The organism is Brevundimonas halotolerans (assembly GCF_003730275.1).
GTDB classification, from domain to species: Bacteria; Pseudomonadota; Alphaproteobacteria; order Caulobacterales; family Caulobacteraceae; genus Brevundimonas; species Brevundimonas halotolerans.
Genome location: NZ_QTTA01000001.1, coordinates 42,066 through 66,399, shown reverse-complemented (window position 1 = coordinate 66,399; position 24,334 = coordinate 42,066). Strand labels below are relative to the sequence as shown.

16 protein-coding genes are annotated in these 24,334 nt (G+C 67.1%); 5 read left to right on the top strand and 11 right to left on the bottom strand.

The window, feature by feature from the left end; genetic code table 11:
• Positions 1–4: 4 nt before the first annotated feature.
• The gene (locus EG854_RS00265; RefSeq protein ID WP_123285734.1) at positions 5–1,294 is read right to left on the bottom strand and encodes a dicarboxylate/amino acid:cation symporter; all 1,290 of its coding nucleotides are present in this window, start codon (positions 1,292–1,294) and stop codon (positions 5–7) included.
• A 115-nt stretch (positions 1,295–1,409) separates the two neighbouring features.
• Here EG854_RS00265 and EG854_RS00260 point away from each other — a divergent pair, with 115 nt between their 5' ends.
• Entirely contained in the window at positions 1,410–2,444 is a 1,035-nt protein-coding gene (locus EG854_RS00260) for a mechanosensitive ion channel family protein (RefSeq protein WP_123285733.1), read from the top strand.
• On the opposite strand, the gene folP is transcribed toward EG854_RS00260, so the two are convergent.
• From folP to EG854_RS00235, 5 genes are all read right to left on the bottom strand, one after another.
• Entirely contained in the window at positions 2,441–3,259 is an 819-nt protein-coding gene (folP, locus tag EG854_RS00255; RefSeq protein ID WP_123285732.1) for a dihydropteroate synthase, read from the bottom strand. The genes EG854_RS00260 and folP overlap by 4 nt on opposite strands.
• The gene (locus EG854_RS00250; RefSeq protein WP_123285731.1) at positions 3,256–3,558 is read right to left on the bottom strand and encodes a winged helix-turn-helix domain-containing protein; all 303 of its coding nucleotides are present in this window, start codon (positions 3,556–3,558) and stop codon (positions 3,256–3,258) included. Before EG854_RS00250 ends, folP begins: the two co-directional genes overlap by 4 nt.
• 6 nt (positions 3,559–3,564) lie before the next feature.
• Positions 3,565–4,209 carry a hypothetical protein gene (locus EG854_RS00245; protein WP_123285730.1) on the bottom strand — a complete coding sequence of 215 codons (645 nt, stop codon included), beginning with the start codon at positions 4,207–4,209 and terminating at the stop codon, positions 3,565–3,567.
• 63 nt (positions 4,210–4,272) lie between these two features.
• Positions 4,273–5,496 (bottom strand): acyltransferase family protein, encoded by a 1,224-nt coding sequence (locus tag EG854_RS00240; protein WP_164461731.1) that lies wholly within the window; start codon positions 5,494–5,496, stop codon positions 4,273–4,275.
• A gap of 108 nt (positions 5,497–5,604) precedes the next feature.
• Positions 5,605–7,071, bottom strand: a complete 1,467-nt coding sequence (locus tag EG854_RS00235) for a DEAD/DEAH box helicase (protein WP_241153053.1) — start codon at positions 7,069–7,071, stop codon at positions 5,605–5,607.
• Between the two features lie 370 nt (positions 7,072–7,441).
• On the opposite strand from EG854_RS00235, the gene EG854_RS00230 reads away from it, so the two are divergent.
• The gene (locus tag EG854_RS00230) at positions 7,442–9,541 is read left to right on the top strand and encodes a malate synthase G (protein ID WP_123285728.1); all 2,100 of its coding nucleotides are present in this window, start codon (positions 7,442–7,444) and stop codon (positions 9,539–9,541) included.
• A 19-nt stretch (positions 9,542–9,560) separates the two neighbouring features.
• On the opposite strand, the gene EG854_RS00225 is transcribed toward EG854_RS00230, so the two are convergent.
• Together EG854_RS00225 and EG854_RS00220 are read right to left on the bottom strand one after the other, a co-directional pair.
• Entirely contained in the window at positions 9,561–10,952 is a 1,392-nt protein-coding gene (locus EG854_RS00225) for an HlyD family type I secretion periplasmic adaptor subunit (RefSeq protein ID WP_123285727.1), read from the bottom strand.
• On the bottom strand, positions 10,949–12,703 hold the full coding sequence (locus EG854_RS00220) for a type I secretion system permease/ATPase (protein WP_123285726.1): 1,755 nt from the start codon (positions 12,701–12,703) through the stop codon (positions 10,949–10,951). The genes EG854_RS00225 and EG854_RS00220 overlap by 4 nt, the downstream gene beginning before the upstream one ends.
• A gap of 118 nt (positions 12,704–12,821) precedes the next feature.
• Between EG854_RS00220 and EG854_RS00215 the strand changes: the two genes are divergently transcribed.
• Positions 12,822–13,271 carry an AprI/Inh family metalloprotease inhibitor gene (locus EG854_RS00215; RefSeq protein WP_164461729.1) on the top strand — a complete coding sequence of 150 codons (450 nt, stop codon included), beginning with the start codon at positions 12,822–12,824 and terminating at the stop codon, positions 13,269–13,271.
• Between the two features lie 10 nt (positions 13,272–13,281).
• On the opposite strand, the gene EG854_RS00210 is transcribed toward EG854_RS00215, so the two are convergent.
• Positions 13,282–14,529, bottom strand: a complete 1,248-nt coding sequence (locus EG854_RS00210) for an ammonium transporter (RefSeq protein ID WP_123285724.1) — start codon at positions 14,527–14,529, stop codon at positions 13,282–13,284.
• Positions 14,530–14,842: 313 nt separating this feature from the next.
• Between EG854_RS00210 and EG854_RS00205 the strand changes: the two genes are divergently transcribed.
• Together EG854_RS00205 and EG854_RS00200 are read left to right on the top strand one after the other, a co-directional pair.
• On the top strand, positions 14,843–17,680 hold the full coding sequence (locus tag EG854_RS00205; protein ID WP_123285723.1) for a M16 family metallopeptidase: 2,838 nt from the start codon (positions 14,843–14,845) through the stop codon (positions 17,678–17,680).
• Positions 17,681–17,787: 107 nt separating this feature from the next.
• Positions 17,788–19,230 (top strand): aldehyde dehydrogenase family protein, encoded by a 1,443-nt coding sequence (locus tag EG854_RS00200; RefSeq protein ID WP_123285722.1) that lies wholly within the window; start codon positions 17,788–17,790, stop codon positions 19,228–19,230.
• Positions 19,231–20,004: 774 nt separating this feature from the next.
• Here the strand turns inward: EG854_RS00200 and EG854_RS00195 are convergent.
• Together EG854_RS00195 and EG854_RS13210 are read right to left on the bottom strand one after the other, a co-directional pair.
• Positions 20,005–22,656, bottom strand: a complete 2,652-nt coding sequence (locus EG854_RS00195) for a TonB-dependent receptor domain-containing protein (RefSeq protein WP_123285721.1) — start codon at positions 22,654–22,656, stop codon at positions 20,005–20,007.
• Between the two features lie 83 nt (positions 22,657–22,739).
• The gene (locus EG854_RS13210; protein WP_183211106.1) at positions 22,740–24,200 is read right to left on the bottom strand and encodes a hypothetical protein; all 1,461 of its coding nucleotides are present in this window, start codon (positions 24,198–24,200) and stop codon (positions 22,740–22,742) included.
• Between the last annotated feature and the right edge of the window lie 134 nt (positions 24,201–24,334).

The window sequence follows — 24,334 nt, the reverse complement described above, 5'->3', positions numbered from 1 at the left end:
GACGTCAGACCGGCTCTGCGGGCGCACCTACTTCGTCCTCGACGATCCGCGCCACGGCCATGTCTGCGGTGACATTGCCGACGGTGCGGAAGATGTCCGGGATCACCTCGACCGCCAGCAACAGCGGCAGGATCTCGAGCGGCACGCCCATGGCGATACAGATCGGGGCGATCGAGACGAAGAAGCTGATCTGGCCCGGCAGGCCGACCGAGCCGATGCTGACCAGCACCGCCGTCAGGCCCGCTGCGACCAGCTGCCCCATGGTGGGTTCTATACCGAACAGATGGGCGCAATAGATGACCACGCCCAGATTGGCGACCGGGCTGGTGATGCGGAACACCGCCACGGCCAGCGGTAGCACCAGACCCGCTGTGGGGCGTGAGACGCCCAGCGCATCGACCGCGCGTTCGACCATGACCGGCAGGCTGGCCAGCGAGGACTGGGTCGAAAAGGCGACGACCTGGGCCGGGGCCACGCCGCGCGCAAACCCGGCCAGGCTGACCTTGCCGAACGCCACCACCAGCGGATAGCACAGCAGGGTGATGCCGATGGTCGCCAGCGACACAATGGCGACATAGTGGGCCAGGGTTCCGGCGGCACCGACGCCCGCCGTCAACCCGACGCCCAGCGCCAGGGCGAACACGCCGACCGGCGCGGCCATCAGCACCCAGCGCACGATCACGATCATGGTCTCGGCCACGGCTTCAAAGAAGGTCACGAGCGGCAGGCGCAGCCGGTCGGGCAGGCGGGTGGCAGCAAAGCCGAAGAAGACGGCGAACACGACCAGGCCCAGGATGGCGTCCTCGGCGGCAGCGCGGATCGGGTTGGCCGGAGCCAGCGTTTTCAGGAACTCGCCGAACGGAGCACCCGGTCCTACCCCTTCAGGGCTGGGCGGTGCTCCGGCAATCAGGCGCGCGCCGCCTTCGGGGTCGATCGGCCAGATGGCGTGCAGTCCATAGGCCGCGCCGATGGCATAGACAGTCGCGACAACGATCAGGATGGCAAACACCATCAGCGCCCGCCCGGCCAACAGGCCCGCCCGGCCCGGTCCGTGCGCAGCCCCGGCGATAGAGGCGATGCCTGTCACCAGCAACGAAAAGACCAGCGGTACGATCGTCATCTTCAGGGCATTCAGCCAGAGCTGGCCCAGGGAGCCGATGAAGCTGGCGGTCTCGGCCCCGCCCGGCAGGCCGCGTGACTGGGCGATGGCTCCGACGATCAGGCCCAGCGCCAGCGCTGCCAGAACCTGCAGGCTCAGAGAGGGAAGAAAACGGCGTCCCTTGGTCAGCGTCATGGGTTCGGCCTCTCATCTCGCCCCAAAACGAGGCCGGACGGACGATATAGGGATGTCTGACCCGTTTCGCCAAGCGGAGGTGGAACGCCACGGCAAAGCTGGGTATTGATGGACCATGGTCAATGAACTCACCGAGCTGCAGGACGCAGCGGTCCTGCGGCTTGGGGGCATTTCCCTGACGTTGGGCGGACTGCTCACCGCCGCCATCATCATCGCTGTTGCCGGGGCCTTGTCCTGGGCCGCGACCCGAGCCATCCGGCGTTTGCGGTACAAGGCTACGCGTTCGACCCAGGCGCTGTACCTGCTCGAAAAGATGACGGGCTACGGCATTCTGATCGCCGGTCTTTTCATGGCCCTGTCGGCCGCGGGCCTGAACCTGTCGTCGCTGGCGGTGTTTGCCGGGGCCATCGGCATCGGGCTGGGCCTGGGACTTCAGGGCGTGGTCAAGGAGTTTGTCTCCGGCCTGTTCCTGATCTTCGACCGGATGGTGTCTGTAGGCGACTATGTCGAGCTCGACGATGCGCGCGGCGCCATTGTCGAGATCGGGCCGCGGGCGACCCGCATCCGCACCAATGACAACATCAACATTATCGTCCCGAACTCCAGCCTGATCGAAGGCAAGGTCACCAACTGGACGCTCAAGGGCGACACCCGCCGCATCCATGTGCCGTTCTCGGTGGCCTACGGGGCCGACCGTGCCGAGGTCCGGGACGTGGTGCTCAAGGCCGCGCGCGCCATCCCCTTCACCCTGCCCGAGACCGAGGCCCGCAAATGCCAGGTCTGGCTGGTCGGCTTCGGCGAGTCCGGGCTCGACTTCGAGCTGCTGGTCTGGCCGACGCAGGATGCCGTCAAGCGGCCCGCCGCCATGCACGCCGCCTATACCTGGGCCATCGCCGAAGCCCTCGACGAAGCCGGTATCGAGATTCCGTTCCCGCAGACGGATCTGCGCATCCGCAGCGTGTTTGGTCGTGAGGGTGATGACGCGCTGGAAATCCTCGGCCGTGCTCCCAAGGGCCGCAGCCGCAAATCAGCGCCGTCCGAGGCGACACCCAAGGCGGCAGCTCAGGGGTCCAATGACGCGGTCGAGGACCTGCTGCGCCCCAGCTCTGATCCGGTCGAGAAAGAACGGCTGTCGGGCGAGGATCGCTAGAGAGCGACGCCACTCTCCACTTGAAAGGCGGCCTGAATTTTCAAAGCCTGAACCGTCTCGCGCACATCGTGCACGCGGATGACCGACGCGCCCTTCCGAGCGGCCGCAAGCGCGAGTGCCAGCGATCCGCCCAGCCGGTCGCACGGGTCGCTCGCGAAGGGGTCGATGGCCTGGATCATCCGCTTGCGGCTCGCCCCGAACAGCACGGGAAAGCCGGTCTCGACCAGCGCGCCCAGCCCGGCCACCAGCGCCAGATTGTGTGTTAGCGTCTTGCCAAAACCGAGGCCGGGATCCAGCCAGATACGCTCGCGCTCAACCCCCGCTTCGAGGGCGACCTGCGCCCGTGCCATCAGCGCATCGCGAACCTCGGACACGACATCTGCATAGCGCGGATCGGCCTGCATGGTCCGAGGCTCACCCTGCATATGCATCAGCACGACGTCACAACCCAGTTCGGCTGCGACCGCCGGACTGTCGGGGGAGGACCCCAGCGCGCTGACATCGTTCCACATCGTTGCGCCGGCCCCGACCGCCGCGCGGGCTATGGCGGGCTTGACCGTGTCGATGCTGATCGGGCCGTCCCATTGCGCGCGCAGTCCGGCGATGACCGGCATCACGCGGTCCAGTTCCTGGGCCTCTCCGACCGGCTCGGCGCCGGGTCGGGTGCTTTCGCCGCCGACATCCAGAATGTCCGCCCCCTGCTCGACCAGCCGCATCCCATGCACGATTGCCGCCTCGACCGTCGCCAGCTGTCCCCCGTCCGAGAAGCTGTCGGGCGTGACATTGACGATACCCATGACGCGGGGCCGGGTCATGCGCCACCGCCGATCAGGCCGCTCAGCGCCTCAAGGTAGGCCGCAAACGCCCGCCGCCCGTCCTTGGTAATGGTGACCTCGGTGAGGGGCTTGTTGTCCCGGAAGCTCTTGTCGATGGACACATAGCCCGCCTCGGCCAGCTTCTTCAGGTGGACGGACAGATTGCCCTGGGTCGCTTCCAGCGCGGTCTTCAGTTCAGTGAAGTCGGCGGTCTCGACATCGGCGAGATAGACCATGATCCCCAGCCGCATGCGACCGTGGATCACCTCATCAATCTGTCCCAGACCGGCCAGACCCATGGTGGCTCAGGCCGCCGTGCGCGGCGTGCGGGCCTCGAGGTACATGATCAGGCCCGGTCCCGCGAACAGCAGGAACAGGGCCGCGGTGCAGACGCCGAGGTAGGCTACCGGCTCGCGCACCAGTACGCCCAGTGCCACCGCCGTCAGCCAGCCGCCCAATGAGGTCGCCAGCATCCAGCGCTTCTTCTTCAGGCTCCAGCCGACGAACCAGGCCGCGCTCTGCAGCGCGAAGATGATGGCGGGATAATAGAGCCAGACGGCAAAGTCCTGATCGCGCATCGCCCCGACGCCGAAGATGATGATCACCGCCGCATTGGCCATGCCGGTGCCGCTGAGGGCGGCATTGACGGCGCGGTTGGACGTGGTGCCCTTGCGGGTGCCACCCTGCTTGTTGTCCCGGTGGATCGCCCAGATCAGCACGATGAAGAAGGCGACGCTGATCCCGACTACAAAAGCGAGGCTGGGCACCGGCCCCCACAGGATCAGTCCGGCGGCCTGTCCCATGTGAAACAGACACTGAAATCCATACAGCAACCCGCCAGCCAGATAGCAGATGGCTGCCGACATCGGCATCCGGCCGCCGCCCTCCACGATCGAGCGCATGAAGGCCAGATCAGCCTCTGCAGACGGGGTTCTCAGCTTGGTCGCCATGGGTCGGTTCTCCTTGGACCGGCTTGTCCGTGGGTGGACGAGCCGACCGGGCTTGGCAAGATGTTATTCGGCGGGCGCCGGGGCCGGTTCGGCCTGACGTTTCCAGGGAATGCGCCGCCCGTTCAGCCAGCGTCCGATGAAGCTGTGGCGCACCAGCAGCTCATAGGTGATCAGGCTGACCAGCATCGTGCCGCCGATCACCAATGAGGCCTTGAGCCACCAGGGCGCGGCAAGACCCAGCACCAGGGTCTGGCCGACCATCACCAGCGGCAGGTGGACGATGTAGATCCAGTAGGACGCGTCGGCCAGATAGCGACGCACAGGGCTCCTGCGGCTGAACAGCTGCAGCGCCAGCGACATGGCGGCCATGGCACCGCTGAAAACTGCCAGCGCCATCAGGGTGGCCAGCGCAGCCTTGGCCGACGGGTCGGTGACGGGGGTCAGGTCGGGCACCGGGCCTCCGGCCAGCATCAGGGCGCCCGCGCCGGTTCCGAAGGCCACCACGGTGAACACCGGCCACAGCCTGCGAATGCGCTCCAGCAGGTCGCGCCTGCGGTCCAGCAGAAAGCCGAACAGGAAGGCACTGCCAAAGCCGGTCAGCGCTACGGCATTGGGCACCAGCCCCGTATCCGGCGTCGGAATGGCGAAGAAGGCGGTCCAGTTCGGGTGCAGATAGAAGGCCAGCGCCAGCGGTGCCGCCAGCACCGCAGGGGTCCACGGCCCGACCAGCGCGGCGGTCAGGCGGTCGACCATCCGGCCCCAGCCCCCGTTCCGGTCCAGCAGGGCGAACGGCGCCCGCAGCATCAGCATGGCCACATAGAAGATCAGCAGCACCCAGAGGAACCACAGATGGGTCAGGGGAAAGGTCTCGACTGTCAGGGGCGGCGGGGGCGGACCGTCCGTGGGCAGGCTGCCGCCGTTCTGGATGGCGACGTTCCACAGCAGTACGGCGATGATCGCGGCCAGCGCCAGCCACCACAGGCCAAGCAGGGGCCCGGCGATGCGGATCAGCCGGTCCTTGGCAAACCCCCACAGGCCTTTGCGGCCCAGCATCATATGGGCGAACAGGCCGGCGATCAGGAAGAAGGTCGTCATCCGGAACAGGTGGATGGCAAAGAAGATCGTCGAGGCGACCGGCGAGGTCTGGTCATCGACCACCACCCAGATCGGAACCGGGAAGAAGCTCATCAGGGTGTGCAGCACCACACCGAGCAACAGGGCGATGCCGCGCAGGGCATCCAGTCCGTGCAGGCGGTCGTCAGACAGGGGGGAAGCGGTCAGGGACATGATCTGATCTCCAGCGATATGGAGGTCGGATACAGCAGACATGTTTATAATGCAAACAGGTTCATCAAAGATATGCCCCCTCCGGTAACGAAGGGGGCATGCGGAGCCTTAGCTGGCGGTGACGGCGGCGGGTTTCTGACCCGGACGGCGACGACGGCGCTTCAGTTGCGACACCGGCGCGGGGGCCGAGCTTTCCGGACGGTCGCCGGCCATCGGGTTGTAGTGGGGACGGTCAGGCGAGCGGCCGGGGCCGCGTCCACCCGCGTGGGCACCGCCGGGCTTGGGACCCCGGCGATTGCGGTTGCGTCGGCCTTCACTGTCGCCATCCCGGGCCGGGCGATCCTCACGCTCGGGCAGGGTGGCCTTCTTGCCGACGCCGGCGGCGCTGATGGCGGCATCAAGCGCACCCAGCGCCTTGTCGTTGCGACGGTCGATCGCCGGGATCTTCTGGCGCGTGACCTTTTCGATGTCCTTCAGCAGCTTCATCTCGTCGCCGGCGACGAAGCTGATGGCGGTGCCATCGGCGCCCGCGCGGGCCGTCCGGCCGATGCGGTGCACATAGGCCTCCGGCACATAGGGCAGCTCGAAGTTCACGACGTGCGAGACGCCGTCCACGTCGATGCCGCGCGCGGCGATGTCGGTCGCCACCAGCACCCGCAGCTTGCCCTTCTTGAAGGCTTCCAGAGTGCGTTCGCGCTGGGGCTGGCTCTTGTTGCCATGGATGGCGCCGGCTTCAACGCCGCCCGCTTCCAGATAGGCGGCAACCTTGTCGGCCCCGTGCTTGGTCTTGGTGAACACCAGGCAGCGGGTATAGCCCGGATCGCTGAACATCTCGGTCAGCAGGGCGCGCTTGCGGCCCTGTTCAACCCAGATGATCGACTGTTTGATGCGCTGGACGGTGGTCGCCTGCGGCGTCACCTGGACCCGCTTGGGATCCTTGAGCAGTTCAGCAGCCAGCTTGCCGATCTCGCCCGGCATGGTGGCCGAGAAGAACAGGTTCTGGCGCTTGGCCGGGATGCGGCTGACGATCTGGCGGATGGGCTTGATGAAGCCCAGGTCCAGCATCTGGTCGGCCTCGTCCAGCACGAAGATTTCCGTGGCCGACAGGTCGAGGTTCTTTTGCTGGATATGGTCCAGCAGGCGACCGGGCGCGGCCACCAGAATGTCGAGCCCCTGATTGAGGGCGCGTTCCTGACCGCCGTATTTCACGCCACCGAAGATCACGGCGACGCGGAAGCCCAGATGCTTGCCATAGGTCTTGAAGCTCTCGGCGATCTGGGAGGCCAGTTCGCGCGTCGGCGACAGCACCAGACAGCGGGTCGTGCGGGGCAGGGGGGCGACGCGGTTGGCCGCCAGCCGGTGCAGGATCGGCAGGGCAAAGGCGGCCGTCTTGCCGGTGCCGGTCTGGGCGATACCCAGCAGGTCGCGGCCCGTCATAACATCGGGGATGGACTGGGCCTGAATCGGCGTAGGGATGGTATAGTTTTCAGAGGCCAGAGCCTGCAGCAGGGCCGGGTTCAACCCCATATCTGCAAAGGTTTTCGGCAGGGCCTGGGTTTGGGTCGTTGCGTTCATTACGCGTGTGTCTTTCGATCACCGGAGCAGGATGCATCTTGGACACGCCGGACCATCGGTCCGGGGGTGCGCGCATCCTCGCCTCCGGTCCGGCATCAGGCCGGAAGGGAAGTTTGGGTGCCGCCCCCGCGTGACGGGCGACTATGAATGTCAGAAGATGATCCGGTTGCAGCCAGGAAGGTTCAGAAAACAGAACCCCACGCGTCGGGCGCAGTTCGGGTATCGCAAGAGGCGACGGTGGGGAGATGGGCCCGGAACATGGCCAAGTCAAGGCGCGCGGCCGCGATTTGTGTGCGTCTGCGAAAAGGCCTCGACTTACGCCGGGTCATCACGGAATGTTACAGGCGCCCGAAACTACCGGAGACTGCCCATGCCTGTTCGCGCCGATCTGACCGTCGCCCCTGTCCTTGCCGCCTTCGTGGAGCAAGAGGTTCTGCCGGGTCTGGGCATCGAGGCTGGGCAGTTCTGGACGGGGGTGCGCACCCTGCTGGATTGGGCGGTGCCCGAGAACCGGCGACTGCTGGCGGTGCGCGATGACCTTCAGGCCCGCATCGACAGCTGGCACGTCGAGCGGAAAGGCCAGCCCTATGACGTGGCCGCCCAGCGCGATTTCCTGAAACAGATCGGCTGGCTGGTCGACGCGCCTGCGCCCTTCGCCATCGGCACGCAAAATGTGGATGCGGAGATCGCCACCCGCGCCGGGCCGCAACTGGTCGTGCCGGTGCTCAACGCCCGCTTCGTGCTGAATGCCGCCAACGCGCGCTGGGGCAGCCTGTATGACGCCCTCTATGGCACCGACGCCCTGGGCGACCTGCCGCCGTCGGGCGGCTATGACGCGGATCGCGGCGCCCGCGTCGTCGCCCGCGCCAAGGCGTTTCTGGACGAGGCCCTGCCGCTGGTCGAAGGCTCCTGGGCCGACCTCAGCCATCCGCATCAGGGCATCGCCCTGCGCGACAGCAGCCAGTATGTTGGCCAGACTGAGCGGAGCCGTCTGTTCCGCCACAACGGCCTGCACATCGAAGTGGTGTTCGACCCCGACCACCCGATCGGGCGCACCGATCCGGCCAGCATTGCCGACGTCGTGCTGGAATCGGCCCTGACCACCATCGTTGACCTCGAGGACTCGGTCGCCTGCGTCGATGCCGAGGACAAGGTCGCCGCCTATCGCAACTGGCTGGGCCTGATGAAGGGCGACCTGGCCGAGACCTTCGACAAGGGCGGCAAGACCCTCACCCGCCGGCTCAATCCGGATGTCGCCTATGTTGCGCCGGACGGAATCGAGGCCACCCTGCCGGGCCGGTCGCTGCTGTTTGTGCGGAACGTCGGCCATCTGATGACCACGCCGACCGTCCTGCTTCCCGACGGGGCCGAGGCGCCGGAGGGCATCCTTGACGCCATCCTCACCAGCCTGATCGGCCTCTATGACTTGCGTGGCACCGGCCCCTTCCGCAACAGCTGCGAAGGGTCGATCTACATCGTCAAACCCAAGATGCATGGCCCCCAAGAGTGCGCCTTCACCAACCGGCTGTTCGACGCGGTCGAGGACCTGCTGGGGCTGGACCGGCACACGATCAAGGTCGGCGTGATGGACGAGGAGCGCCGCACCTCGGCCAACCTCGCGGCCTGTATCCACGCAGTGAAGGACCGGATCGTCTTCATCAACACCGGCTTCCTCGACCGTACGGGCGACGAGATCCACACCCTGATGCAGACCGGGCCGGTGGTCCGAAAGGGCGAGATCAAGTCCAGCACTTGGATCTCCGCCTATGAGCAACGCAATGTCGCCATCGGGCTGCGGTGCGGCCTGTCGGGCCGGGCCCAGATCGGCAAGGGCATGTGGGCCGCCCCGGACCGCATGGCCCAGATGCTGGAGGAGAAAGCGGGGCATCCGAAGACCGGTGCCAACACCGCCTGGGTGCCGTCGCCAACGGCCGCCACCCTGCATGCGCTGCACTATCACCAGACCGACGTCTTCGCGGTCCGCGCGGCCATGGGTGATGCCCCACCTCGCCCGCTGGAGGACCTGCTGACCCCGCCACTGGCCGAGGGCCGTAACTGGAGCGCCGAGGATATCGAGCAGGAACTGGACAACAACGCCCAGGGCATCCTCGGCTATGTCGTCCGCTGGATTGATCAGGGCGTGGGCTGTTCCAAGGTGCCGGACATCCACGACGTGGGCCTGATGGAGGACCGCGCGACACTCAGGATCAGCAGCCAGCACATGGCCAACTGGCTGCTGCACGGCGTCTGCACGGCGGAACAGGTCGAGGCTGCGCTGCGCCGCATGGCCGCCAAGGTCGATGCCCAGAACGCCGGCGACCCGCTGTACCGGCCTATGGCTCCGGGATTTGACGACAGCCTCGCCTTTGCCGCCGCCCGCGCCCTGGTATTCGAAGGCACCACCCAGCCCAACGGCTACACCGAACCCCTGCTGCACCGCTTCCGCCAACAGGCGAAGGCGCGGGGGTAGGGGCGTCGTAACCGAGGGCCTAAAGCTCACTCCCCGTTCGCCACAGGCCGCGGACCAGGGGTTCGACCAGATACTGCAGGAGGGTCCGGCGGCGCAGCACGATCACGACCTCGACCGGTGAGCCCGAGCGGATCGAGTCGGCGCCCCGACCCAGCTTGGCCAGTTCCTCGGGCGGCACCACGATCTCGGCGCGGAAATAGCGGTTGTTCGAGCCTTCCTCGGTAAAGCTGTCGGCCGACAGCCGTTCGACCCGGCCCCGCAGCACGGGCGGGTTGGAGGTTCTCAGACCGGGAAACTTCACCTCGGTCAAAAGGCCGACGCGGAGGTTGTCGATGTCGTTCGGGTTGATGCGGGCGACGATCACCTGGGACGCATTGGACGGCACGATCTCCATCAGCGTCTGGCCCGCCTGGATGACGCCGCCGGGTGTGAAGATGGTCAGGCCGACCACCTGACCCGAGACGGGGGCCCGGACGCGGTTGCGCTCGATCTGGGCGCGAACCTCGGTCAGGCGAGGCTGCAGCTCGTTCAACTGCACCTCGACCGCGCGCAGCTGTTCTGTGACATCCTCGTCCATGTCGGTACCGACGCCCGACATCTGCAGCCGCGCCTCGCCCATGGCTTCATTGGCGCGGGCGATTTCGGCACGTAGCGAGCCGGCCTCGCCATCCAGCGCAGCAGCCTGCCGCTCCAGCGCCCGCACCCGGCTGATGGGGGCATAGCCCTGCTCGGCCAGGCTGCGCACATCGGCCAGCTCTTCCTCGATCAGTCGCTTCTGCTCGGCATTGGCCACCAGCTGGCGCTCATAGCCCGACACCTGCTGTTGCAGCTGGCTGACGCGCTGGCCCAGAACGCCCCGCTCGGTCGAGCGGCCGCTGCGCCGGGCGGTGAACTGTTGCCGTTGAAGGGACATGGCCTCGTCGGCCAGCGCCTGGTCCCCCGGGCTCATGGCGGCGAACTCGGGGGGTACCGGAATACTGCCCAGGCCGCTCCGCTCGGCCTCAAGTCGCGCTCGCTGCGCCAGCAAGGCCACGACCTGACCCGTCAGGCCGCGCTCGGTGGCGGCCAGCTCCCCGCCCGCGACCTCGATCAGGATCTGGCCCGCCTCGACCGTGTCGCCCTCGGCGACGTGCAGGGCGCTGACCACACCGCCATCGCGATGCTGCACGGCCTGCCGGTTGCCCGAGACCGAGACCTGGCCGCTGGCAAAGGCCCCCGCATCCAAGGGCGCGAACGCGGCCCAGCCGAGGAACAGCACGAAGAACAGGGCGATGATCGCGCCCCCGACCAGCAGTTCACTGCGAGGCGAGTCGTCCGGCCCTTCAGGTCCAGCGGCGGGGACGGGCGCGTCCGTCGGCGCCGCGGGCGCAGTGGCGGGGCGGCCCAGATCGGGAAAGTCCAGCTCGCTCATGCCGACTGCGCTCCCGGCGGCGGCACGACGGTCGGCTTGGCCCGCCCGGGGTTCAGCCGCATCATCACCTCGTCGCGCGGGCCTTCGATCTGGACCGTGCCCTCGCGCAGCATCAGCAGGCGGTCGGCGATGCCCAGCACACCGGCCCTGTGCGCCACCATCAACACCGATGCGCCGCGCGCCGTGGCGCCCTTGATCGCCTGGGTCAGGGCGGCCTCGCCCTCCTGATCCAGATTGGCATTGGGCTCGTCCAGCACCAGCACGACCGGGTCGCGGTAGAGCGCCCGTGCCAGGGCGACGCGCTGCGACTGGCCGACCGAGAGGCCTGCGCCGTTGTGACCCAGCACGGTGTCATAGCCATGCGGCAGGCGCAGGATCATCTCATGCACCCCGGCCGCCTTGGCCGCCGCGATGGCTTCACGGTCGATCTGTTCGGGGTCTGTGCCCAACGCCGAGCGGAACCGGGAGATGTTATCCTTCACCGATCCGGAAAACAGGCCCGGCACCTGGGGCAAATAGCCGATGTGCTCGGCCAGGGTGTCGCCCGCGCGCGCGTCATAGTCGGCGCCGTCCAGCCGCACCGAGCCCGACGTGGGCGGAATGGCTCCCGCGACCACGCGAGCCAGCGTCGTCTTGCCCGATCCGCTGGGCCCGATCACGCCCAGAACCTGGCCGGGCTCCAGCGACAGGGTGATGCCGCGCAGTTGCGGCACCTCGCTGCCGGGCAGGCGGACCGTCACCTGCTCCAGCCCCAGTCGGCCCTCGGGCGCGGGCAGGGTGGTGGTGACCCGGTCAACCCGACCCGTGGCGGCAAACAGCTCGATCAGCGCCTTCCACGACGCCTTGGCCTGCACCAGCGTCGGCCAGGCCCCGACCATCTGCTCGATCGGCTGAACCGCCCGGGTCAGCAGCACCGAGGCCGCGATGATGGACCCGGCCGAGATATGCCCCCGAACCGTCAGGAGCGCCGCCAGTCCCAGCGACGCCGATTGCAGCATCAGCCGCAGGAATTTGATGATGCCGGTATAGCGCCCGCCGGTGAACTGGGCCTCGACCTGCTGCGCTGTGGCGACCTGTCGCTGCTGCACCTGCAGGGCGATGCCCGCCTGCCGCATCCCCAGCGCACGCACTACTTCGGACTGGCCGGCCATGCTTTCCTGCGCGGCATAGGCGGCCTGGGAGTCCTTCATCGCCTGATTAAGGCGCGGGCGGCTGTCGCGCTCGTTCAGCACCGCCAGAATGAGCAGGATGATGGCCCCGACCAGCGTCAGCGCTCCCAGCGCCGGGTGCAACAGGAAGCAGCAGCCGATATAGATCGGCGTCCAGGGTGCATCGAACAGCGACAGCACCCCCTGCCCGGATACGGCCGTGCGCACATGGTCGAACTCGCGCAGCACCTGGCTGCCCGGTGACTGGGCCTGCAAGTCGACAACCCGTCCCAGCAGGCGCCCGACCAGCAGCCGGTCAAGCCTCAGGCCGGCGCGCACCAGCAGCCGCGTCCGCAGCCAGTCCAGCAGCGCCAGGGTCGCGAGCGCAAAGACGGCGATGGCGCTGACCAGCAACAGCGTCTGTAGTCCGCCGGTCGGCACCACCCGGTCATAGACCTGCAGCATGTAGATGGTCGGCGTCAGATACAGCAGGTTCACCAGCGCACTGAACACCGCCGCCCAAACAAGGTGGGGCCGGCACGCCTTGACGGCCTCGACGAGAGGTTCGGTCCCGGGCTTCCGGGGGATCAGATCGTTGAACACGCGCAACTCAGGGGTTCGGCCGACGTTCGACCGGGCAGGGCCTTAGTCTAGCCACCGAATGGTAAAGGAGATAGGTCCCAGACGGCGCGGTGCCGTCGCAGACGAGGAGCCGGAAACCATGGGCGGATTTCGACCGGGACTTTGCGGGCTGATCGCCCTGACACTGGCGGCCGGTGCCTGCACGGCGGCCGAGACCGATGCGGCGGCCCTTTCAGGAAACACAGCCATGTCTGACGCTTCAGCCCCCATAGCTCAGGACCCCCGACCGCTCGGCCCGGAAACCGTCAGCGGCCTATGGGCCCTTCACGCCTCTGACAAGACGGACCAGAGGGGCTGTCGCATCGCCCTGCAAAAGATCGAACAGGGCGGCGTTTATGGCGTCTACCTCGAAGGGTGCGAAGATACGGCCCTGGCGCGCGTCGCAGGCTGGCGCGTCCTCGACGACACCGTTGCCCTGCTGGATACTGGCGGCGAGCCGATCCTGCGTTTTCGCCAGGCCGGACCGGACCTTCTGGAAGCCAGTTCCGGCGGCGTCACCTATCGTCTTGAGCCCGCCGCCATGATGTAACGACAGGGGGTTAGTGCAGCCCCTCGCCGTGCTGGGTGACGTCCAGCCCCTCGATCTCCTGCTCACGCGTGACCTTCAGGCCCGTAGTGAACTTGCAGATCATCAGCACGAAAAAGGTGCCGACCGCGCTCCAGGCGATCACGGCGACAAGACCCAGCGCCTGATTCAGGATCGAGGCCCCCTCGGCGACCGGGTTAATCGCCGCAGTGGCAAACACGCCGGTCAGCAGGGCGCCCACGATCCCGCCCATGCCGTGCACCCCGAACGCGTCCAGACTGTCATCGTACTTGAGGGCGCGCTTCAGCCAGACGGCCCCGAAATAGCAGGCTGGTCCCGAGATGGCCCCGATCAGGAAGGCACCCTTCGGATCGACCAGCCCTGCCGCCGGTGTCACACCGACCAGACCCCCGACGATTCCGGACAACAGGCCCAGCAGGGTGGGCTTCTTGTGGTCGATCCACTCGACGACCATCCAGCCCAGCGCGGCGGCCGCGGCGGCCAGAATGGTGTTCAGGGCGGCCACGGCGGCAATGCCATCCGCGGCCCAGGCCGACCCGGCATTGAAACCCAGCCAGCCGACGAACAGCAGCCCGGTGCCGATCGCGGTCAGCGACAGATTGTGGGGCGCCATATTGTCCCGGCCAAAGCCATGGCGCGGCCCCAGCACCAGCGCACAGACCAGACCCGCGACACCCGCATTGACGTGCACCACGGCGCCACCCGCAAAGTCCAGAACGCCCATACTGCCCAGATAGCCGCCGCCCCAGACCTGATGGCAGATCGGGGCGTAGACGATCAGGTGCCACAGGCCGAAGAACAGCAGGGACGCCGAAAACTTCATCCGCTCGGCAAAGGCCCCGGCGATCAGGGCCGGGGTGATGATGGCAAAGGTCAGCTGATAGGCGATCCATAGGAACTCAGGCAGGCCCGGCGACAGGCTGTGCGCCGTGCCGATCCCGACGCCGTTCAGAAAGGCAGCGTCCAGCCCTCCGATCAGGCCATTGATCGCGTCCGGCCCCTGTCCGAAAGACAGACTGTAGCCGGCGACGAACCACAGCACGGTCACGATCGCCAGCGCCGCCGTTGAATGGGCGATCGTCGCCAGCAGGTTCTTGCGCCGCACCATCCCGCCATAGAAGAGCGCCAGCCCCGGCAGGGTCATCAGCAGAACGAGGGCTGTCGAGGTCAGGATCCAGCCCGTCGCGGTGGAGTCGATCTGAAGGGCGGCCTGATGGGCCAGCAGCGGGGAGGGGGTCATGGCAGGATCCGGGGAGGCTCAGGGAGGAGGCGGAGAGGCCGCTTCGACTGAACCCGACCCCCGGAAGCGGATAGGAGACTATTGCGGCGCAATAGGCAATTTCTTTCGTGTGCGGTGCAATATTGGCTCCATCATGCGTCGGGTGGACCGGACGGTCAGGCGATCGCACAATTCCACCCGACAGCTTCGCGCCTGCGTAAGCGGCTGCCAAACCTTACAGATTCGCAATGTTGCCGCCCTTTGCGAGGCCGAAGCCACGGGTTAGGACTTTGTCGAAGGCCTCTGTCTGGAGGCTGAACACAGGGGTGTATCCATGAAACCGTCCACGCTTCGCCGCTATCTGATTGCCGGCGCCTGCCTCCCGGCCATCCTCGCGACCGCCGCCCAGGCCCAGTCGACCGACCTGCGGCCCGACCCGCACGCCGTCGTGCCCGCCACCGCCGCCGAGGCCGGCGCGGCCCTTCAGGACTCCGCCCTGCCGGCGCTGCCGGATGTGGACATCCCCTACACCCGCTTTGTTCTGGACAACGGTCTGACCCTGATCGTCCATGAGGATCGCAAGGCCCCGATCGTGGCGGTCAACATCTGGTACCACGTCGGGTCCAAGAACGAGCCCCTCGGCCGGTCGGGCTTTGCCCACCTGTTCGAACACCTGATGTTCAACGGGTCGGAGAACTTCAACTCGGACTTCTTCAAGGCGACCGAACTGCTGGGGGCGACCGACCAGAACGGCACCACCAACACCGACCGCACCAACTATTTCCAGAACGTCCCGACCAGCGGGCTCGATGCCATGCTGTGGCTGGAAAGCGATCGCATGGGCCACCTGCTGGGGGCCGTTGACCAGGCCCGCCTGGATGAGCAGCGCGGCGTCGTCCAGAATGAGAAACGTCAGGGCGAGAACCAGCCCTATGGCCGTGCCTGGAACGCCATCACCTTCGCCACCTATCCGGACGATCACCCCTACGGCCACACCGTCATCGGCGAGATGGCCGACCTCGACGCCGCCGCGCTCGAGGATGTGCAGGACTGGTTCCGCAGCTACTACGGCCCGGCCAATGCCGTCATCGTGCTGGCTGGCGACATCAGCCCCGAAGAGGCCCTGGCCAAGGTCCAGCACTATTTCGGCGACATTCCCCCGGGACCGCCGGTCACCCAGCCGGCCCGGATGATCGCCCGCATGGAAGGCGAGCAGCGCGAGGTCATGTATGACCGCGTCGGCCAGCCGCGCCTCTACAAGGTCTGGAACGTCCCGCCCGCTGGCGAGGCCGACACCGACAACCTCGGCCTGCTGGCCCAGGTGCTGACATCGGGTCGCAACTCGCGCCTCTACAAGCGTCTGGTGTTTGACGACCAGATCGCCACCAACGTCGGGGCCTTTGTCTCGGAGGGCGAGATCGGCAGCCAGTTCATGATCATCGCCACGGCCAAGCCGGGCCAGGATCTGGCCGAGATTGAGGCCATCCTCGACGAGGAAGTCGCCCGCCTGCTGGCCGATGGTCCGACCGCCATCGAACTGGAGCGCGCCCGCACCTCGACCGGCTCGGGTTATGTCCGCGGTCTGGAGCGTATCGGCGGCTTCGGCGGCAAGTCCGACCTGTTGGCCGAGGGCGAGGTCTATCACAACGACCCGGGCGCCTGGCGCGTTAGCTACCAGCGCGTGCTGGACGCGCGTCCGGCGGACCTTGTGGCTGCTGGTCGTGAATGGCTGATGGACGGTTCCTATACGCTGGAGGTCCTGCCCTTCCCCGAATACTCGGCCGCCGCGACCGGCGCCGACCGTTCGCAGATGCCGGCGGCGACCGAGATGCCGATGGCCGGGTTCCCGGACTTCGAGCGGGTCACCCTGTCGAACGGGCTGCAGGTCATCCTGGCGCCGCGTTCGGGCGTACCGACGGTCAGCATGAACCTCATCGTCAACGCCGGTGCCGTCGCCGAGTCCGCCGACAAGAACGGCCTGGCCGTGCTGACCCCGGCGGTCATGACCAACGGCACGGACACGCTGGACGCCCTCGAGATCAGTGATCGCCAGCAGCTGCTGGGGGCCACCCTCGGCGCCGGGTCGACGACCGACTACACCACGGTCAGCATGACGGCGATCGAGTCCCGTCTGGCTCCGTCGCTGGACCTGTTCGCCGATGTGGTCATGAACCCGGCCTTCCGTCCGGAAGACTTCCAGCGGGCCCAGACCCAGCAGGTCTCAGGCATTCAGCAGTCGAACCGTAACCCGGGCGCCATCGCCAACCGGTTGCTGGCCGACGCCCTTTACGGCGACGACAGCCCCTATGGCCGGTCCAACTCGGGTTCCGAGGCGACCGTTCAGGCCCTGACGCCGGCCGACGCCCAAGCCTTCCACGACACCTGGTTCCGTCCCGACAACGCCACCCTGGTGGTCGTAGGTGACACGACCATGGCCGAGCTGGTGCCCGAGCTGGAACGCGCCTTTGCCGACTGGGACGCGCCGGCTTCGGCCCTGCCCCAGCGGGCGGGTGTCGGCACGCCGCCGTCCTACAGCCAGCCGCAGGTGCTGATCGTGGACCGCCCGGGTCCGCAGTCGATCATCATGGCCGGCCGCCTGGTCCCGGCGCTGGATCCGTCGACCGAGCCCAACATCACCGCCATGAACACGGCGCTGGGCGGGGCCTTCACCAGCCGGATCAACATGAACCTGCGCGAGGACAAGGGCTGGTCCTATGGCGCCGGTTCGGGCATCCGCACGACGCCGGGTGAGCGCCTGTTCCTGGTCTCGACCGGTGTCCAGGCCGACCGCACGGCCGACAGCCTGGTCGAGATCGACAACGAGCTGACGGGCATCGTCGACGGCCGTCCGGTCACCGACCAGGAACTGGGAGCCCACAAGGCCAACCTGATCCAGGGCATGGCCGGCGACTGGGAGACCAATGCCTCGGTGGCCGGTGATCTGGTGCAGATGGTCGTCTATGGTCTGCCGGAGGACTACTACGACCAACGCACGGCCGGTCTGGCCGCCACGACCCCGGCCTCGGTTTCGGCCGCAGCCCGTGACGTGCTGGGCGATGGCCCGACCGTCTGGGTGATCGTCGGCGATCGGGCCGCGATCGAGCCGAAGATCCGCGAGCTGGGTCTGGGCGAGGTCCGCGTGGTCGACATCAACGGTGATCCGGTCGAATAGACCCGTCACCACGTGAAGCCTTCAGGGGGCGGCGTCCATCCGGGCGCCGCCCTTTGTCATGGCGCCTCCCTCCGCCTAGAAGGGGCAATCACGCCCGAGGAGTTCCCATGACCGCGCCACTCAACCTGTGCCACTGGATCAACGGCAAGCGGGTCGAGGCCGACCGGCCCTCGGTGCGGACCAACCCCTCGGACACCAATGAGGTGGTCGCCCACCTGCCGCAGGCGGGCCCGGCCGAGGTTGAGGCCGCTGTCACCGCCGCGCGTGATGCCTTTGACGGCTGGTCGGGTGCTTCGCCCGAGGTACGCGCCGACATTCTGGACCGTACCGCCGCCCTGCTGCTGGAGCGGCGCGAGACGCTGGGACGGCTGCTGTCGCGCGAGGAGGGCAAGACCCTCGCCGAGGGCATCGGCGAGGTGGCCCGCGCCGGGCGGGTGTTCCGCTATTTCGCTGGAGAGGCCCTGCGCCTGCATGGCCAGACGGTGGCCTCGGTCCGACCGGGCGTCGAGGCCGGGACGCGGCGCGAGGCGGTGGGCGTGTTCGGCCTGATTACGCCGTGGAACTTTCCCGTGGCCATCCCGGCGTGGAAGGCGGCCCCGGCACTGGCCTTTGGCAATACGGTGGTGATGAAGCCGGCGGGACCGACCCCCGCAATGGCCGAGGCGCTGGCGGCCATCCTGCACGAGGCGGGACTGCCGGACGGGGTCTTCAATCTGGCCATCGGCCGGGGCGATGTCGGTCAGGCGATGGTCGACCATGCGGGCATCGACGGGATCAGCTTTACCGGCTCCCAGTCGGTGGGCGAGGGGGTGGCCATGGGCTGCGCCCGGCGTCAGGCCCGGGTGCAGATGGAGATGGGCGGCAAGAACCCGCTGGTGATCCTGAACGACGCCGATCTGGACCGGGCGGTCGAGGTGGCGCTGGACGGGGCCTTCATGTCCACGGGCCAGCGGTGTACGGCCTCGTCGCGCCTGATCGTCGAGGACGGCATCCACGACCGCTTCGTCGCGGCGCTGGCCGAGCGGGTCGCGGCCCTCAGAGTCGGCCATGCGCTGGACCCCGACACCCAGATCGGCCCGGCCGTGACCGAAGCCCAGCAGCAGGGCGACGAGCGGTATATCGAGATCGCCACGGGCGAGGGCGGACGGATCGTGGCGGGCGGCGGCAAGCCGCAGGTCCCGACCCCCGGCTGGTACGTCCAGCCCACCCTGATCGCCGACACTACGGCCGAGATGCGCATTAACCGCGAGGAGGTGTTCGGCCCGGTTGCCTCGGTGACCCGCGTGGCCGATTTCGAGGCGGCGCTCGCGGTCGCCAACGGCACCGAGTTCGGCCTGTCTGCCGGGGTCGTGACCCAGAGCCTGAAGTCCGCGCGGGAATTCCAGCGCCGCGCCCGGGCCGGCATGGTGATGGTCAATCTGGCCACCGCCGGCGTCGACTATCACCTGCCGTTCGGCGGCACCAAGAAGTCCAGCTATGGCCCCCGCGAACAGGGCTTTGCCGCGCAGGAATTCTACACCCAGGTCAAGACGACCTATACGTGGGTGTAGGGAGGCGGGCATGCGGAACCCCCCTTGCCGCGCGCGGCAGAGGTTGGAGGGCAGGCGGAGCGCCGGGCCTTCGCCCGGAGTGAATGAGTATTACCGTTTCGACGAAAGCTGACGCTCCGCGCGGCTGGTTTTCCGGAAGCTTGCGTCGGGTGGCGGTGTTATCGCCTTACCGCAGCGCCCCCGGCGGGCGGGGGTGTCCTGCGACACCTCCCGGACGATCGAGTTTCCCCCTCGACCCAATGTTTTTGGGGCCTGCCGTTCGCGCCGCGGGCGCTCACTGCTTGAGGCCCGAAGTTTGATCGGCGGTGTCCCAACACCCCCGCTCCATCCGCTCCCGCCGCTCACAAGGTCGCAGGCCTTACGAGCCCTCCGTGCGATGGGACGCTCTGAGGGTTGCATACGGCTGGACCTGGTCGGGAAGAACGGTCCGGGAAACGGTGGGGGCGTTGAAGGGGCGGGGGAATTCGGGGGCGGCTATCATAACTGAGGCGCTCAACCCATCATCATTGTCCCTTCTCCCGATGGGAGAAGGTGTCGCGCGAGCGACGGATGAGGGGCGACGGTGTCAGTCGGCGCAAGCCGTGGCAGGACCGGTGCGACGGCTCACGCCGAGGGAGGCGGAGAGCCCCTCACCCCCAACCCCCTCTCCCACGGGAGAGGGGACTTAAGGAAGAGGTGCGTCAAGACGGCCACAAACGTCAAGCTGCGCTTGCAACCAAAGAAAAAGGGCCGGCGATTGCGCGCCGGCCCTCATAGTCTGGGGGAGGAGACCGCCTAGAAGCGGGTCGTCAGGCTGATCGAGCCGCTCATGCCCAGGTCATAGGCATTGGCGGTGATGCGGTTGCCCAGTTCCTGGTACTCCAGATATTCCTCGTCCAGCAGGTTCCGGACCTCGATGCCCAGGCCCATGTCGCGGCCCATCCAGTCGAAGTCCTTGCGGTAGACGAAGTCCAGCATGATGCCGGGCTCCTGGATCAGGTCGGGCTCACCCGGGCGGCCGCGGGCCGAGCTGCGCTCGGACACATAGGTCACCAGGATGGTCGCTTGCGAGCGGGCCACATCGTCTTCCCAGCCCAGCTGCAGATTGGCCAGGTGTTCCGACTGACCCTGCATACGGCTGCCGTCGATGATGTAGTCCGAAGCCGGACGCGCGGCACCGAAGGCCGCCAGCGGGAAGACCACATCGCCGGCTTCCACATTCACCTCGGAGTCGGTGAAGGTGTAGTTGGCCTGGACCAGCCAGCGCTTGTTGGCCACGAAATCCCAGTTGTGATCCGGCATCTCCCAGTACTTCTTGGCGTCGAGCTCGAAGCCCATCAGGGTCGCGTTCGGCGCATTGAGGTAGGTCTGCTGGAGCAGGTTGCCCTGTTCGTTGATCGAGGATTCGATCGGGTTCTCGATGTCCTTGTAGAAGACGCCGCCGGTCACATACTGGCCGCGGGCGAAATACCACTCGACCCTGGCGTCCAGGTTCACCAGCTCGGTATCCACCAGATAGGGGTTACCGAAGAACAGACGATCGTTGTCCGGGTCCTGGTATTGCTGAGGGGCCAGTTCGCGGAACTGCGGGCGACCGATGGTCTTGGACGCACCGAGGCGCAGCTGCATGTCCTCGGCGAAGTTCCAGGTCAGCGTCGCCGACGGCAGGACGTAGTCATTTTCCAGCTGGGTCGGCTGGAACACCAGGGTGCCGTTAAAGAGCTCGACCGGCGTGACGAACTGGCTGGCTTCCTCGTAGCGAACACCAGCCGAAATGCTGACCAGCGGGATGATCTCGGCCTCGACCTGCAGATAGGCGGCCTGGGTTTCCAGACCGGCGTCATAGGCCGCAGCGCCGCCCGAAGGCGTGATTTCCTGCAGCTCCAGCAGATCCGGTCCCAGGTTGAAGTCCGAGAACAGATAGTCGACGCGGCTGTCCTGAACGTCCAGCGGCAGACCGTTGGGTGCATAGAAGCGGAAATCGCGGCGCTGGGCGTTACGGGTGTTGTCGCTATAGGCGATGCCGCCGCGCACCGTCAGGTCACGGAAATCCGACAGGGCCGTGGTCCAGGCGAAGTCGGCGCCGCCGCTGACGATCTCGTCTTCCAGCTCCGAGAAGCTGGTCGAGTTACGCTGGGCCTCGGTGTCGTGGCGATAGACGCCATCCGGATCCAGACGGTAGCGGATGACCTTTTCATACGGCGCGTCGCGCTCGGTCAGGGCATAGGCCCCGCGCCAGCTCAGCTCCAGATCGCCATCCATCAGCCAGTGGGTACCGGCCAGCTGGCTGGTGAACAGGTTGCGCTCGAACCATTCCGTATAGTCGTCGCGCACCTCGCCCGAGCCGGGGGCGTCGAAGTCGACGCCTTCACGGGTACGGGCTTCCTTGGTGACGTTGCGGACAAACAGATTGGTCCACTTCAGCTGGTGGTCCTCATTGCCGAGGCTGAGGCCGCCGAGGAAGTTCAGGCCAATGTCGTTTTCGGTCGAGACATAGTCGTAGCTGGTCTGGACGACCAGCTGGTCGATATCGAGACGGCCGGCCTGTTGCAGGCCCGTGCGGGTCCGCCAGCTGTTGTCATAGCCGGCGACGAAGACGACGCCGAGGTCCACGCCACTTCCGATGTCCCAGGTGCGGCCGCCGGCGATGTCGATGCCGAAGTTGGGCTGCATATAGTCCTGGGTCTGGAGCAGGTTCAGCGGGGCGTTGACAAAGTCGCGGCCGATGGCCTGGATCTCGGCCGAGGTGAAGTCCGCTCCGGTGGCGACGCGGTTGCCGGTGGCGAGCGCGGTCTCCAGCAGGCCGGGCACGTCGCGGGTGCCGTCGTCAAAGCCGGTGAAGTCGGTGCGCGAGCCATAATAGATCAGGCCTTCACGGCCGGTCGTCTCGGTGTTGCCACCGATGCTGGTCGAGACGGTCAGGAAGGCTTCGCGCGGGGCGCTGATGGTCTGCAGGTCGATGACCCCGCCACCGAACTCGCCCGGGTAGTTGGCCGAATAGGTTTTTTGAACCGTCACGCCTTCGAGCACCGACGACGGGAACAGGTCGAGCGGCACCACGCGCTGCAGCGGCTCGGGGCTGGGCAGCGGCGACCCGTTCAGCAGGGCCGAGGAATAGCGCTCGCCGAGGCCACGCACATAGATGAAGCGGCCTTCGACGATCGACAGGCCGGTTACCCGCGTCAGGGCGGCGGCAGCATCGTCATCGCCCGTGCGCTGCAGGTCTTCCTGCGTCACGAACGATGCGACCTCGGAGGTCTCGCGCAGGGGTTCGGGAATGTAACGGCCCAGAACGACGATCTCGTCGACCTGGGTTTCGGCGAGCGGGTCCTGGGCCGGCGTTTCAGCCGGAACCGGGTCCTGCTGCTGGGCCATGGCCACGCCGGGCGCGATCAGCGCCGTGCTGGCGAGCAACAGGCCGCTCAATGTCAGGGAAAGCGTCTTCATGATCAGCGCCTCGAATGGGAAATATCGGGAAACGACGAATCGGGGCGGCGGCGCTATGGCCGCCGCCCCGACAGGCGCAGGTGTCAGCAGGTCGAGCCGGTGGCGATGCCGCAGGACCAGCCGGCGAACCAGGTGTCGGTCGAGTCACGCACGGCGCCGATGTAGGTCGTGTCCGTGAAGAAGCCATTCACCGCATTGACCGGGGTCGCGGTGATCGCGGCCTCGTTGGCGCCGTTGATCACGCCGTTGAGGGTCGAACCGCCGGCGCTGTTGTTGGCGCCGGTGCCGAAGATGGCTGCGGTGGCCGCATCCTGGTTGCCGTCAGCACGGAAGGTCGTGCCGCAGGACAGGTAGACCGAGTTGAAGGTCGGTCCGTTGGCCACGGTGGCGGCGTCGTCGATGTCGAAGCAGGTACCCGAGGGCTTGGCGACGACCGAGTTGTACAGCTGCAGGGCGTGGCCGGTGTTCAGCAGGATGCCGTCACCGCCGCCGCCGTCTGTGCGGCCGATGACGGTCGCATTGGAAACGATCGGACGGGTGAACAGGCCACTGGTGGCGCTGCCGGCCGCCGACGACTCGAAGCCACGGTCACCGCGGGTCGGAGCCTGACGGACGATCAGGAACTGGACGTTGCCGCGATAGCCGGTGTCGGTGTCGAAGCTGTCGTCGTCGTTCCCGGTCAGGATCACATACTTCATGTTGACGGTGCCGCCGAAGGGCTCGATGCCGTCATCCGAGCTGTTGTGTACCTGGATGTATTCCATGGTGGTGCCCGAGCCGACGCCGGCCAGGGTAATGCCGTTCAGCTCGTTGCCGGGCAGGATCTGGAAGCCCGAGTGCATCAGGCGGAAGTAGCGCAGACGGCCCGAGTTATCGGCCGAGGTGTTGCCGCCGTAGAAGGCGTTGGTGCCTTCAACCTGGGCTTCACAGGCGATGTTCGGAGCGGTCACACCGGCCGGGCAGGCGGCGATGGGCGCGCGGCCCAGGATGACCAGACCGCCCCATTGGCCGATCGAGTCGACACCGGTGGTGCCTTCAACCGACTGGCGGCTGGTGAAGACGACCGGGCTGGTCGAGGTGCCTTCGGCGAAGATCTGCGAGCCGCGGTTGACGACGATATAGTCCAGGCCGCCCGAACCGAAGATGGTGACACCGGGCTCGACCGTCAGAATGCCCTGCTGGGCGCCGGCGATCGGCGCCGAGGGGTTGGCGCCGCGGTCCTGGCCGACATCGGTGCGACCCGAGACCGAATAGATGGTGCCGGCGCGCTGGGCGACGACCAGATTGCCGACGATCAGCGCGGGCAGCTGGCAGTTGCGGAGCGAAACGCCACCGGCCGCCGTGATGGTGCCGACATTGGAGAAGCCGGTCGGGCAGTCCGCCGCCGCGCCGCCGGTGCCACCACCACCGCCGCCGCCGGTGCCGCCGCCGCCGCCGCCACCGCCGCCGAAGTCACCTTCGCCGGGCGAGGCCACTTCGGCCGAACCACAGGAAGCCAGGGCCAGGGCGGCCGCGCTGGCGAGCAGGATCTTGGAAAGACGCATTGGGAAACCCCTCGGAATGAATGTCTGGGCTACCCGCACACCGGTCTGACGCACCCGGCAACCCCGGGACCAGTCGTCTAATCGGGGTTTGCAATGTTAAGATGACGCAAATGTTATTCGTTGTGACGAATAGT